The sequence below is a fragment of the Maribacter aurantiacus genome, from assembly GCF_005780245.1.
Taxonomy (GTDB): domain Bacteria; phylum Bacteroidota; class Bacteroidia; order Flavobacteriales; family Flavobacteriaceae; genus Maribacter; species Maribacter flavus.
Genome location: NZ_VBUK01000001.1, coordinates 863,956 through 878,607 on the forward strand (window position 1 = coordinate 863,956; position 14,652 = coordinate 878,607).

General features: G+C 43.7%; 8 protein-coding genes. 1 reads left to right on the forward strand and 7 read right to left on the reverse strand.

Translation table 11 applies throughout. The features are described 5' to 3' along the window. Positions 1–52: 52 nt before the first annotated feature. From FEK29_RS03695 to FEK29_RS03705, 3 genes are all read right to left on the reverse strand, one after another. A complete protein-coding gene (locus tag FEK29_RS03695) occupies positions 53–1,648 on the reverse strand; it encodes a M1 family metallopeptidase (protein WP_138257028.1) in 1,596 nt (531 codons plus the stop codon). 138 nt (positions 1,649–1,786) lie between these two features. Then, positions 1,787–2,719 carry a PorP/SprF family type IX secretion system membrane protein gene (locus FEK29_RS03700; protein ID WP_138257029.1) on the reverse strand — a complete coding sequence of 311 codons (933 nt, stop codon included), beginning with the start codon at positions 2,717–2,719 and terminating at the stop codon, positions 1,787–1,789. A 3-nt stretch (positions 2,720–2,722) separates the two neighbouring features. Next, positions 2,723–9,547 carry a BspA family leucine-rich repeat surface protein gene (locus FEK29_RS03705; RefSeq protein WP_138257030.1) on the reverse strand — a complete coding sequence of 2,275 codons (6,825 nt, stop codon included), beginning with the start codon at positions 9,545–9,547 and terminating at the stop codon, positions 2,723–2,725. A gap of 211 nt (positions 9,548–9,758) precedes the next feature. On the opposite strand from FEK29_RS03705, the gene FEK29_RS03710 reads away from it, so the two are divergent. Beyond that, positions 9,759–10,613: a YihY/virulence factor BrkB family protein gene (locus tag FEK29_RS03710; RefSeq protein ID WP_138257031.1), complete on the forward strand. Its 855-nt coding sequence runs from the start codon at positions 9,759–9,761 to the stop codon at positions 10,611–10,613. Here FEK29_RS03710 and argH read toward each other — a convergent pair. The 4 genes from argH to FEK29_RS03730 all read right to left on the reverse strand — a co-directional run bounded on the left by argH (position 10,610) and on the right by FEK29_RS03730 (position 14,651). Then, positions 10,610–11,890 carry an argininosuccinate lyase gene (argH, locus tag FEK29_RS03715; RefSeq protein WP_138257032.1) on the reverse strand — a complete coding sequence of 427 codons (1,281 nt, stop codon included), beginning with the start codon at positions 11,888–11,890 and terminating at the stop codon, positions 10,610–10,612. The two genes, FEK29_RS03710 and argH, sit on opposite strands and share 4 nt — an antisense overlap. Positions 11,891–11,957: 67 nt before the next feature. Then, a complete protein-coding gene (locus FEK29_RS03720) occupies positions 11,958–13,022 on the reverse strand; it encodes a M20 family metallo-hydrolase (RefSeq protein WP_138257033.1) in 1,065 nt (354 codons plus the stop codon). A 1-nt stretch (position 13,023) separates the two neighbouring features. After that, a complete protein-coding gene (gene argB / locus FEK29_RS03725) occupies positions 13,024–13,803 on the reverse strand; it encodes an acetylglutamate kinase (protein ID WP_138257034.1) in 780 nt (259 codons plus the stop codon). A gap of 95 nt (positions 13,804–13,898) precedes the next feature. Beyond that, positions 13,899–14,651, reverse strand: coding sequence for an SDR family NAD(P)-dependent oxidoreductase (locus FEK29_RS03730; RefSeq protein ID WP_240042653.1), 753 nt, complete (start codon positions 14,649–14,651; stop codon positions 13,899–13,901). Between the last annotated feature and the right edge of the window lies 1 nt (position 14,652).

The following is a 14,652-nucleotide window of genomic DNA, read 5'->3' on the forward strand; positions in this document are numbered from 1 at the left end:
TACCCATGACGTATGTAAGATAATATTTCTGAAAGATTTTTTTGGGACCCAATTACGATTTTTCCTCAAACAACAACCAGACATTTGGGTCTAAGGTCAAGGACTTGGGAGCTTCTTTCATGGGTATTTCAAAAATGGTTTTTTTGCCTACCACGTCCAATGTAAAGGTTCTTCCCTGCTCATTTCCAATTTGAATTTCCAAAGGAAAGGAAAAGGTAGCATGTTCCTGCACCTGTTCTATGTCTACAAAAAGCTTGTTTTTCTCATAATTCCATCCCCATTTTATTTCTGGATAACCCTTTGTGTATATCCATTGCTGAAAAAAGGTATCCAGATTTTTTCCTGAAATTTCTTCCATTACGGTTTTGAAATCTTCCGTTAGTGCATTGGAGTTTTGGTATTTTTTATAGTAGGCTACAATGCCTTCCCAAAACAAGGTGTCCCCTAATTCCCGCCTGAGCATATGAAGCACCCAGCCCCCTTTTTGGTACGTATTCACGCTCAGGACCTTCATTGGGTCCTTAATGCTAGGGTCTACGATGGGCGATGGGTTTTTCTTGTAATAATCCAATATTTGGTTTCGGTCCAAAAGCAGTTCCTCTTTTCTTTTTTCGTCCCCGTAAACGCTCTTTTGGTACAAAATGGCGAAGTAGGTTGCAAAACCTTCACTAAGCCACACATGGTTCCAATCCTTTTCCGAAGCAGAATTTCCAAACCACTGATGCGCTATCTCATGGGCAATGAGTCCCTCGACTTCATTTTTCCCGTTGACCGAATTTTCAAAATAGGCAATGGTTCCCGCGTTTTCAAGGCCTCCCCACTGGGTCTTTGCTTGCATATTGGCCAGTTTGGCATAGGAGTACGGACCTATTTGTTCAATAAAATATCGGAGGACTTTCGTGGCAACGCCATAATCCGAAAAGCCCTCCAGACGATTCTCCGGATACACCCATGCCGTAACGGGAATATCATACACTTCCCCCAACAACCTACTGGCAAATCTTGTGACCCCAATGGTTACGACCTTCATGGCAACGGGCGCAGGTTCCCTATAAATGGTCAATTTTGTGTCATTATCAAGATAGCTTTCCTCAATTTTTTCGCCCGTGGCTACCACATCATAATGGTCCGGGGCGGTAATCTTAAATTCAATGGAAGCCTTGTCGTACGGATGATCAACGGAAGGTAACCAATGTCTGGCTAAATTGGGCCAGTTGTCACCAAAGAAGGAACGTTGGCCAAACTTGGTAGTGTCTATCACCAAGCCTCTTTCAGGTATGCCATGATAGATTACCGTATATACCTGAGATAAGGGAATGGATTGATTAGGGGTGATGGTAATTTTATTGTTTTCAAAAACATAGTCCGCAGGTTTTCCCGCTTCGGAAACATTCGAAATTTTCATTCCGTACTTGCCGGAATATCCTATAAGGTCCAATTGAAAGGGAACCGATTCTTTTTCAAAATCCACATGGATTTCCGCCTCTCCTGCAATAATATTGGTAGTGTCGTTTAGCTGTAAATTGAATATATATTTCTTTATATCGACCGATGCATTTCTAACATAGGTATCCTGTGATACCAAGGAAAGCGAGCATAAAAAAAGAATGAAAACAGTACTGATGGATTTGCAGGGATATTTGATCATGGATTCGTTTGGCTTACAATATATCGGCCTAAGATAAAATATATCCGTGTTTTATCCATGGGGTTTTAAAACCGGACTACCGAAATTCCCGAATTCAAAGCCGTTATTCAGTTCCATGCTTGAATCAAGGAAGAGCTATCAATCCCTATGATACCCTTCGCCAAAAAGATAGCTCACCACGATCCCATGGGTGTTTCCAAGCGGATTGTTGTTAAAGGCCAAGTTGTAGTTATAAATGGCACGTATGTTTTTTAAGAGATACACTCCGGCCAACAAGTTTATGGAAGAATTGGTGCGGTACCCAGTGCCCAACTCGAACCTATTTTTATAGCTCATGGCGATGTTAAAATCCACTTGAAACGGAGCGCCGTTTTCATATTTGGCCAGCACATTGGGTTTGATCATGATTTCTTCAAAGATGTTCGAATAGAATCGGTAACCAAAATATCCGTAATATGCATTGGAAAGATCTAGATTGTCATCCGTAGCCAAGGTGTCCCCCAATACATTGGGAGCCGAAAAGCCCAAAAGAAAATCTGCCAGATTCAATAATATTCCCAAGCCTATCGTGGGTATGGATGCATTGATGTTCTGGGCGAAATTGGGATCACCAACAATACCCAGATCGAGGAGATTGTCCTGGTATTGCTGTAGCCCTCCCGTGATGGCAAAAGAAAGGGAGTTGGGCGTATACACCTGCCAATAAGGCCTATTTTTCTTGGTATCGAAGAATATTTTATAGGAATAGGTCGCAAAAGCATTGGTAGATGTGGTAACCCCGATCTCGTCCCTAATGAACCCCGCTCCCAAACCTACTTTTCCCCGGTTCAAAGGGGTATGGAGGCTTAAGGCAAAACTACGCGGACTTCCCTCCACCTGATTGAAAAACCCGGTGTTGCTCAAGGAGACTTCCGTGCTAGGTGCCAGTCCCGCATAGGCCGTATTGATGAGATACGGATTGTAATTATACTCAGCGAACAAAGGAGTCTGCTGTGCCTGTAATTTGCTTCCGTCTATCTGAAATAAAAAGTATATCGCCAATAAAGCGAATTGGTACATTGTTCTGTTCATTTATTATCGCTTTAAGACTAAGAACCCTTGTAGTTTATTTAGATTGTGTTCACCAGATACCTGTATGTTAAAGAAATAGGTGCCACTGGGCAGTTCACTGGCCCCAAGCTGGGTTTTTCTGTTGGCGGTACCGCTAAATACATTGGACTGATTATCATAACCCTGGATCTCGAATACCAGGTCCCCCCATCTGTTATAAATGGAGACCGTGTTATCAGGATTTAGTTCAATACCGTCAATGGTCCAAAAATCGTTAATGCCATCCCCATTGGGAGAGAAACCGTATTGGGTGTCGTCCTGGTTAATGGTGGTGAACATAAATTCCGTACAGTCTATGGCATCGCCCAGCGAATTATACGGGGTAATCGTCACGTAATATCGGGTGTCCTCCATCAATCTTTCCGTAAACGAGTAGGAAGTTAGGATGCTTACATCTTCATTATTGACCACATCGTTGCCACCGGAAGAAGTACCAACGCTGAGACGGTATCCATCTGCCGTTGGGGATTCCTCCCAAGTCAAGGTTACATCTACAGGAACGTTGATATCTCCATTGCTTGGAGTGAGCAAGGAGGTACAATCTGGTATGGTGGGCAAGGTTTCCGTGGTAAAACTCTCTTCTGAACAGCCCATTGCCGTTCCACCCAAATTATAAGGAACGATGGTCACAAAAATGACGGTAGCTTCGGGCAGGTCCGTTGCCAGATCGTACATGCTTACGTTCCCCACGTCGATAGTGTCCAAAATATCGTTTCCACCCGATGTGGTTCCCACTGTTAGGTAATAGCCATCCGCATTGGAAACGGGAGCCCAGGAAATATCGCTGGATAGGATTACATCGGTTACATTATTTAATGGACTGGTCAGGTTGGTGCAATCTGGAACATTCAATACAGTTTCTGTGACGAAACTTTCTTCCGCACAACCTATGGCACTTCCAACGGCATTATAAGGAACAACAGTCACAAAAATTGTGGTAGCTTCAGGTAGGTCTGTAGCTAAATTGTACATACTCACGTTCCCAACATCGATACTATCGAGTATATCGTTTCCGCCCGTTGATGTTCCTATGGTCAGATAATATCCATCCGCGTTGGAAACGGTATTCCATGAAATGTTCGTGGATAGGATTACATCGGTCGCATTGTTGAGCGGTGCCGTCAAATTGGTACAATTGGGTACGGTTGGCAAGGTTTCGGTTACGAAGCTTTCTTCCGCACAGCCCATTGCATTTCCAACCGAATTATAGGGTACAATCGTCACAAAAATGGTAGTAGCTTCGGGCAAATCCGTTGCCAAATTATACACACTTACGTTGCCAACATCTACATTGTCCAAAATGTCATTTCCGCCGGAAGTAGTTCCCATGGTCAGGAAATATCCATCCGCGTTGGAAACGGTATTCCATGAAATATTGGTGGATAGGATTACATCCGTCGCATTGTTGAGCGGTGCCGTCAAACTGGTACAGTTGGGTGCGGTTGGCAAGGTTTCCGTCGTAAAACTTTCCTCGGTGCACGAAGCGGCACTTCCAAAACTGTTGTAGGGTTCAACGGTCACGAAAATAGTTGCATTTTCGGGTAAATCCGAAGGAAGGTCATACATCGTCACATTCCCAACATCCATTGCGTCAAGAATATCCGTAGCTCCGGATGCTGTTCCTATAGTAAGATAATACCCACCCGTATTTGCGGCAGCGTTCCAACTAATATTGGTGTCCAAAGGTACATTCGCCGCCCCATTCAATGGAGATGAAAGCGCCGTACAAAGGGGAGGGTTGTTCAAGGTGGAAGTTCCGGTTCTAAAATTCTCCTCGGCACATCCAACGGCATCGCCTACCTCATTGTAGGGTATAATGGTCACGTAGTGGGTTCTATTGATTTGTAAATTCTGCGCGAAAGAATAGGTAGTCGTATTTCCTACGTCTATTCCATTGGCGATTTCAATACCGCCTTGCGTAATCCCCACATTGACGATATAGCCGGTCGCGCCGTCTACCAAATTCCAAGTTAGATCTGTGTCAATAGGTACATTCACGGACCCCGATATAGGATTGGTTAGGTTTGTGCACACCGGTGGTACGGGAATTAACTCCGTACGGAAGCTTTCCTCGGTACATCCCAGAGCAGGATCTTGTTCGTTATAGGGTACTATCGTTACATAAATATCCGTATCCTCGGGTAGGTTGGCTGCCAGATTATAATTGGTGGTATTCCCAACGTCTACATTATCCAGGATTTCGTTGCCCCCGGAACTGGTGCCAATCGTCAATCTATAGCCATCCGCATTGGAAATGGGTTCCCAGGACAAATCGGTATCCACGGCTACTTCCGTAGCTCCGTTCATGGGCATAGTAAGTTGGGTACATTCCGGTATGGTTGGTGGATTGATAGCTATCGTAAAACTCTCTTCGCTACATGCCACGGCACTTCCCGTATCATTGGTGGGAACTATGGTCACGTATACGGTTTCACCCCCTAAAAATTCGGTTGGGAACTCGTAGGATGTTGCATTGACCACGATTTCATTATTCAGGATATCATTTCCTCCCGGAGTAGTGCCAACGGTCAAATGATATTCACGGGCGTAAAGGACAGGCTCCCAATTTAGGTTGGTGTTAACAGGAACATCAACTTCACCGTTTAAGGGTGCAACAAGTAGGGTACATTCAGGAATCGGGCAATCCAGTATATCCTGATAGAAGGACCATCCAAAATTATCCGTCATGGATTGCCTTTCCTCAAGCGCATCGCAATATAGCAAGCCTTGGGCTCCCAGCGAAAGACCAGGAGTAAGATTTTGCTCGGACCATGCAATCAAGGTATTGTCATAGTTTATGCGAGTCAACGCCGTATTGTTGAGCATGTTGGTCACATTGCTGACATCCCCCATTACCCAATCCCCTAAATACTGGTCAAAGGCCGAAGCATTTTCAAACATGGCTTGCATGGAAACACTGCCAAGGTCCCATTGATCTACAGGCTGATTGAAAGCTGAGGCGTTCCTGAACATCGAATTCATATTGCCTACCCCGGAAACGCGCCAAGTATTAATATTTTGATCGAAGGCCGATGCATTTTCGAACATGCTTTGCATTGTGGTGACTCTACGTACGTTCCAATTATCCAAAGGTTGATTAAAGGCCGATGCCCCATTGAACATGGAAAGCATGGTCGTCACAGATGCCACGTTCCAGGAATTTATGGGTTGGTTGAAGGAAGTGGCACTTTGGAACATAGCCTCCATAGTTGTTACGAAAGAAGTGTTCCAAGCATCTATATTTTGGTTAAAGGCCGATGCTCCCCTGAACATTTCCCTTGCGTTCAATAGCTCACCGGTATCCCAATTTGGTATTGGCTGGTCAAAAACAATGGCATCCTTGAACATGGCTTCCATATTGGTTACGGAACCTACGTTCCAGTTACCTATGGATCCGTTAAAAACCGCCGCATCCTCAAACATGGAATTCATTAGAGTAACCGAAGAAACATCCCAACTATTCAATGGTTGGTTGAAAAGCGCCGCACTCTCGAACATGGATGCCATATTGGCTACGGCACTTACGTTCCAAGAATCCAAGGGTTGGTTAAAAACGGAAGCCGATTGGAACATGGATTGCATGTTCACGACGGAATTCACGTCCCAGTTACTCAAAGGTTGGTCAAAAGCACCTGCCAATTGGAACATACTGCGCATATTGGTAACGTTGGTAACGTTCCAGGTATTGATGTTTTGATCAAAGACCTTTGCATCGTAGAACATGTATTGCATGTTCGTAACTTCGGATACATCCCAATTACCCAAGGGTTGGTCAAAATTATCCGTATCGCGGAACATGTAACTCATGTCCAAAACATTGGATACGTCCCAGCTATTTATGTTTTGATTGAATGCCGTGCTCCTACGGAACATGGCCTGCATATTGGTTACACTACTTACATCCCAATTATCCAAGGGTTGGTTAAAGACCATATCGAATACAAAACCGTCGAACATTTGACTCATATCCGTTACATTGCCAACGTTCCAGGAATTTAGCGGCTGGTTAAATAATTCTGCCCTTTCGAACATGGAAGACATATTGGTAACGTTGCTTACGTTCCAACTATCTATATTTTGATTAAAGGCAGATGCTTGCCGAAACATATCCGCCATATTGGTTACACTGCTTACATTCCAATTGTTAAGGGGCTGGTCGAACGAGGTTGCTGCTAAAAACATGGCGCTCATGTTTGTAACATTGCTTACGTTCCAATTGTTCAAAGGTTGATTAAAATCCGTCGCACCTATGAATACGCCGTACATATCGGTCACATTGCTTACGTCCCAATTGGAAATATTTCCATTGAACAATGCACAGGAACCAAACATACTTCGCATATTGGCTACACTTGACAGATCCGGAACATCGGTGGCGTTATATTCCATGTTGGAGCATCCATAAAAGGCTAGTTCCATAGATTCCCATGGTTGGGTGCCCCATTGATCTATGGAGATTAGTTTAAAACTATCCGAATTTGAGTAATAATGGTAGGGTGCCGGAAAATTGCCTATAATGGAAACGGTATATATTCCTGGGGTAAGATAGGTATGCGTTATGGTACTCGTAACATGGTTATTGTATTGGCCATCACCCCAGTCGATGGAATAATCATATACTAAATAGCCTGGATACCCCGTATTGGCCTCTATTCGCAACTGATTGGCGGGTGTACTCTTATAGTCGGTCAGGGTAGTATTGTAGGTCAATTTAAAAGCAGCTGGACTATTGACCCAGCTTTCAACTACCGTGAAGGTAATAGGGGTACAACCCACTGCATCGCCTTCGGCATTAAATGGAATTACCAATACGGAAACATCGTCCCCTGGGATAAATTCATTGGTGAAATCTACTCCTACAATAGTCGCTCCCAAAGTTTGATTGTATACCTCCACGGGTCCCGAGCCATCGTCCCTGGTTACCGTTACCCTATACCCAGTAGCATTGGGTACCGGGTCCCATCGAATATCACTATTGGCGGGTACTTGGGTATCACCTGCCGCCGGCATTGTAATGTTTGCGCAAAGTACGAACGAACAGTTTATGGAATCCCCGGTAATGTTCCAGCCATGGTTATCCATCAAATCTTGTCTGGCATCGCGACCATCACAATAAGTAAGGTTCGTAGCTCCCAGGTTTACGTTTGATTGGACCGTTTGAGCTGCCCATCCTATCAAGGTATTGTCGTAATTTTCTTGGGATATTCCAGAATCGGACAGCATATTCTCCATACTGGATGCATTGCCAATAGGCCACATACCCAAATTTTGATCAAATGCAGTAGCTTCTTGGAACATTCTGCCAATATTGGTAACACTGGCGGTATTCCAATTGGATAAAGATTGGTTAAATACTGGTGTCCCCCTGAACATACCGCTCATATTGGTAACGATATCCACCACCCACGAGTTCAGGGGTTGGTCAAAGGCCAAAGCTCCTAAGAACATGTTGTTCATCAACGTAACGTTACTTACGTCCCAGCTATCCAGAGGCTGATTAAAAAGTGGCGCATTCTGAAACATTTCGCTCATATCCGTAACGGAGCTTACAACCCAGCTTCCAATGGGTTGATTGAACATATGGGCACCATTGAACATGCCCTTCATATTGGTAACATTGCTCACATTCCATCCGGTTATGTCCTGATTAAAATTGTCCGTGTCCCGGAACATGTAGCTCATATTGGTCACATTCCTAACGTCCCAGTTGTTCAGTGGTTGGTTGAATGTAACGTTCCAAATCCATCCATCGAACATACTGGCCATACTGGTCACGTTGCTCACGTCCCAATTGTTCAAGGGTTGGTTAAAAGTTCTATGTCTATAGAACATGTTGCTCATGTTGGTCACATTGCTCACGTCCCAACCTTCTATGGGTTGGTTGAATTGACCTTGTGCGAACATGTAGCTCATATTCGTTACATTGCTAACATTCCAATTGCCAATAGGTTGGTTAAAACCGGAGCTGTAGAACATATTGGACATGTCCGTTACATTGCCAACGTTCCAGTTGTTCAAAGGGCGGTTGAAACTATTTGTACTTTGAAAGGTCCCGGACATATTGGTAACCTGACTTACGTCCCAATTGTTGATGTTTTGATTGAATGAAGTGGCAGCTGAGAACATTCCTTCCATGGTAGTGACGGAGGCCACGTTCCAGTTGTCCAAAGGTTCGTTGTAGGCGTTTGCACTATTAAACGTATTGGTCATGTCCGTAACGGAAATCGTATTCCAGGCATCCAAGGGCCTATTGAAAATGGTAGCTCCGTGAAACAGACCGGCCATGGTTGTGACATTGCCTACGTCCCAATTGTTCATGATACCGTTAAAGCTTCGGCAATTTCGAAAGGTTTGGAACATGTTGGTAACTTGCGATAAGTCTGGGGAATTAATGGCATCAAAGTTGAGGTTTTCACATCCGAAAAATGCATTTTCCAAGGTTTGCCATTGGATGTTGCCCCAGTCCAGTATTTCAATGATTTTTAGTCGGTCTCCCGTATTGTTAAAATAAATGGCAGGAAAAGTACCGCTAATTTGTATCGTATAATTTCCAGGAGATGCGTAGGTATGGGTAATAGTTCCGGTAACACCGGTCTCCGTATTTCCATCGCCCCAGTCCACGTCATAGTTATAGGTCGTATAGGCGGGATTTGTAGGTATGGTTACCTCATTGGCCGCCGAAGATCCGCTGCTTGTATTGTTCGTATTCCAAATGGAAGTGAAGGATTGGGAATTGGCTTTTAAGCCTAGTATCAGTAGTATGAAAAACGGGAAGAACTTCTTGAACATAATACGACATTATAATGTTTGCTGAAAACGCTTTCAACCTCGAATTATTTTAGGAAGGATCAGAAATGATGTCAGTTGCCCATTATTAGTTGTAAACAGTCCTACACAATTAATTCTACAAGTGTTTTCAGGGTTTGGGATAGTATAATTCCGATATGGGTCAACGAAATTGGAGTAGATAAAATAGCTTCAAAAAGCCAAAGGTGATACGATGAAATTTAGTTTGAAACAGCTTCCAAAATTATTATGGGCGACTTTTAATTCCTGGTTGGAAAAGGAACCTTTTAAAATAAGCGCCGTAATAGCGTATTACGCGATTCTTTCTTTACCCGGACTTTTAATTATAATACTTGAAATTGTTGGTTCCATTTGGGGAAGGGAAATAGTTCGTGGGGAACTTTTTTCTGAAATATCTTCAGCCATGGGCCCTGAAACGGCACAGTCCATCCAGGAAATGTTGGCCAATACAGGCAGTGAAAACACATCCACCTTGGCCACCATTTTAGGGGTCTGCGTGCTTATTTACGGCGCAACGGGGGTATTCTACCAATTGCAAAATGCCCTTAACGAAATTTGGGGCGTATCACCTAACTATTCCAACGAACTTTTGGCTACCATTTTTGGTAGGTTGAAAAGCTTTGGTTTTATTCTGATTTTTGGTTTTCTTTTGCTGATAAGCTTTGTGATTACATCCTTGCTATCGGCATTTTCCAGGCAATTGTCGAGCTTATTGTCCACTCAGGTAGTAGGTTGGACCTTTGTAATGGACATCTTATTATCATTGGTTTTTATTTACTTTCTATTCGCCGCTATGTTCAAGTTTTTGCCCAGCAAAGTGGTCAAGTGGAGTGCCGTAAAAATTGGGGCGGCACTTACGGCACTTTTGTTCCTGATGGGAAAATACGCCCTGGCCTTTTATTTTGGGAAAGCTGAACCCGGTTCAACCTACGGTGCGGCCGGCTCCATCATTTTAATCATGTTATGGGTTTCCTACTCCAGCCTCATCGTTACCTTTGGTGCACAGTTTACCAAGATCTATTCGGATAGGTTCGTTTCGTCAGGCTAACCTATTTTATCCATTTTCGATTTGATTTCGGGCAGACAAAGATTGCCCAAACTTCCTTCATGGGAATGGGAAATATCCCGTTTTGGGGTAAAGGTACCTTGCTGGATTTCCTGTCCCATTTTCTTGTAGGCATCCCTGAACGGCATTCCGTTTTGGACCAACTCGTTCAAAGTATCCACACTGAACAGGTAATCGTATTTTTCATCTTCCAAAATATCCTTGTTCACCTGGATTTCCTCCAAGCTGAACGTAAGTATTTCCAAGCAGGCCTTCATGTCCTGGATGGCTGGCACGATGATTTCCTTCACCAATTGCAAGTCCCTGTGGTAACCGCTGGGTAAATTGTTGATGACCAGTGTCAATTGGTTGGGGACGGATTGCAGTTTGTTGCATTTTCCCCTGACCAGTTCAAAGACATCCGGATTTTTTTTGTGGGGCATGATGCTGCTCCCGGTGGTCAACTCGTCCGGAAAGGAAATAAAATTGAAGTTTTGGCTCATGTAAAGGCAAATGTCCATCGCCATTTTGGATAGGGTGGACGCGATACTTGCCATCCCGAAAGCTGTTGCCTTTTCAACTTTTCCACGTCCCATTTGGGCGGCCACCACATTATATTTTAGGGTCTCAAAGCCCATTTCCTTAGTAGTAAAGCTTCGGTCTATTGGAAAGGAACTTCCGTATCCCGCTGCACTCCCCAAGGGATTTTGGTCGGCCACTTTATAGGCAGCTTCTATAAAATAAAGATCGTCTATTAAGCTTTCGGCATAGGCGGAAAACCACAGCCCGAACGATGAGGGCATCGCTATCTGCAAGTGCGTATATCCCGGGAGCAAGACATCCTTATATGTTTCGGCCTTTTCCAAAAGCAGGTCGAATAATTCTTTGGTCATGGATTTAATTTCAGACAACTCATCCTTCAGATATAAATGCATTGCCACCAAAACTTGGTCGTTTCTAGATCTGGCCGTGTGGATCTTTTTGCCCGTATCGCCCAAACTCAAGGTAAGCATGTATTCTATTTTGGAATGCATATCCTCAAAGGAGGGCTCAATGGTGAAGGTCCCCCTTTCAATTCTTGAGGCGATGGCATCCAATTCCTTGACCAGCTCCTGGGTTTCCTTTTGCGTCAAAAGACCGATTTTTCCCAGCATTTTCGCATGTGCCTTTGAGGCGATCACATCATATTTTGCGAGTTGTAAATCCAATTCCCTATCGTTGCCAACCGTGAACTGGTCTATTTTTTTGTCCGTGCTAAATCCTTTATCCCAGAGCTTCATCGTTTTTCAAATTCAATTTCAAGTGCAAACATCAAGTTCAAAAAATTTGTGTTTGAACTTGTGTTTATTATTTAATAAATCCTTCTAATAACTTAATATACAAATCAATGCCTTCCTCAATTTCGCATACATATATAAATTCATCCGCGGAATGGGAACGTGTACTGTCCCCCGGTCCCAATTTTAAGGATTGGCAACTCAATGCCGCTTGATCGGATAGGGTAGGGGAACCATAAGTTTTACGTCCCAATGCGATGCCCGATTTTACCAAGGGATGGTCTTTGTCGATGCTTGAGGAGTTGAGACGCAGCGAACGTTCCTTTAATTCGCAGGGTGCCTCACGTTTCAATAAATCGGCAATTTCCTGGTTGGTGTATTTATCGTTCACCCGTACGTCTACTACCAAATCTACCTGAGAAGGGACAACGTTATGTTGACTCCCCGCGTTTATTTGAGTAACCGTCATTTTCACGTCTCCCAAAACTTCGGATTTCCTGTTGAAGGAATAGTTTTTGAACCACTCCAAAACTTCGATCGTGTTATAAATGGCATTGTTATCGTTAGGGTGCGCTGCATGTGATGGCGTTCCCCTTACCACGGCATCGAAAACCACAAGACCTTTTTCCGCAATGGCCAATTGCATAAGTGTGGGTTCGCCAACAATGGCCACATCGATTTTGGGCAGACTGGGCAAAAGTCCCCGCAAACTGTTTTTACCAGCATTTTCCTCTTCGGCCGAAGCGACCATCAAAATATTATGGTTCAGGTTTTCGGCATGAAAAAAATAGGCGAAGGTTGCCAACAGGGACACCAAACATCCTCCTGCATCGTTACTTCCCAGTCCAAATAATTTGCCATCCTCAATATGCGGCTGAAAGGGATCTTTCGTGTATGCTTGATTGGGCTTTACGGTGTCATGATGGGAGTTTAGCAATAGTGTTGGTTTGGAATCGTCCCAATACTTGTTCTTTGCAAAAATGTTGTTGTGAATACGCTCAAATGGAATATCCAGGCCCTTGAACCAATTTTCCAAGGCAGCCGCCGTACCTTCTTCCTCTTTTGAAAAGGAGGGTATGGAAATCAATTCCTTCAGCAGTTCTAAGGCCTTTTCCGTAAGTGTTCGTTGGTTCATTTTATAAGGTTATGGTCGTAAATAGGTCGTTTTTTTGGTCCAACATGAACATATTTCCCAAACAGACCGATTTTACGTTATGATGTAAAGCATGGAAACAATTTTCCAATTTGGGCAGCATCCCGTCCGCAATGATGCCTTCGTGTAAAAGCTCCTTGTATTTTTTTGTATCGATGTGCCTAACTACCGATGCTTCATCGGTCACGTCCATCAAAACCCCCGGTTTTTCAAAACAGTAATAGAGTGTTGTGTCGTATTTTTCTCTCAATCCAATGGCCAATTCAGAGGCGATAGTATCCGCATTTGTATTTAAAAGCTGCCCATTGCCGTCGTGGCTCATGGCACAAAACACCGGAGTTAGACCTAGTGAAACCAGATTGGAAATTGTTGTTGTATTCACACCATCAATATCGCCCACAAATCCAAAATCGATTTCTTTAACCGGTCTTTTTTGGGCCTGTATGCTATCAGCATCGGCACCGCTCAGACCAATCGCATTGCACTGGTTTGCCTGTAATTTAGCAACAATATTCTTATTGGTAAGACCCGCATAGACCATGGTGATAATGTCCAAGGTTTCTGCATCGGTAATTCTGCGACCGTTTACCATTTTGGATGCTATGCCCAATTTGGAAGCCAATTGTGTAGCCAGTTTGCCACCGCCATGTACCAGGATTTTAGGACCTTCCATTTCGGAAAACAAATGGATGAATCGCTCCATTTCGGCCTCGTTCTCAATGACGTTTCCTCCAATTTTTACAACCGACAGTTTTTCTCTCATACGTTTAAAATTGGGTCAATATCTTGATTCTTAAACATTTCCTTCTGTATAGATATTTAACTTACCATAATAAATCCTTCGTTAAGGGTTTCAACTTACGAATTTATAATTCCTCCGTCAATGGTCATCGCTGTTCCCGTTATCCAGCTAGCTTCTTCAGAGACTAAGAACAAGGCCAATTTTGCTATGTCCTCCGGTGTTCCCAAGCGTTTCAATAGGGTCGCCTTGGCCGCATCTTCAACGGCTTTACCAGGCACTGAAAATGCTTTCGCCGAATCCCAAAGTAAGGGTGTATCAACCGGACCTGGGCATATTGCGTTTACGCGTACTTCTGGACCATACTCTACGGCCATTTGTTTCATCAAAGCTACTGAACCAGCCTTGGAAGCACAATAGGCAGGGTGATTGGGAAAGCTTTTGAATGCAGCGATGGATGCATTGATTAATATATTCCCTTTTGATGCTTGAAGATGTGGAACAGCATATTTACACAGATAAAAAATGGCGCTGAGGTTGGTATGTATCGTATTGTTCCAGTCCTCCATAGAAAGATTGACCACATTGCCCAAACCCAGTATTCCAGCATTCAGGGAAACTATATCCAGTGTGCCAAAATGGGAAATCGCCGTTGCTACCAACTTTTCATTGTAGTCTATATTGCGGATATCCCCTCCAATAAAAATGGAATCTTTTAAGCTGGATGAGAGCTCCAACCCACGTTCTTCGTTTCTACCGGATAAAATCAATTTAGCACCTTCTTCCCAAAATTTGGTTGCAATCGCCTTGCCCATACCGCTGGTAGCGCCGGTAACGATACATACTTTGTCTTTCAGTTTTGCTTCAATCAAG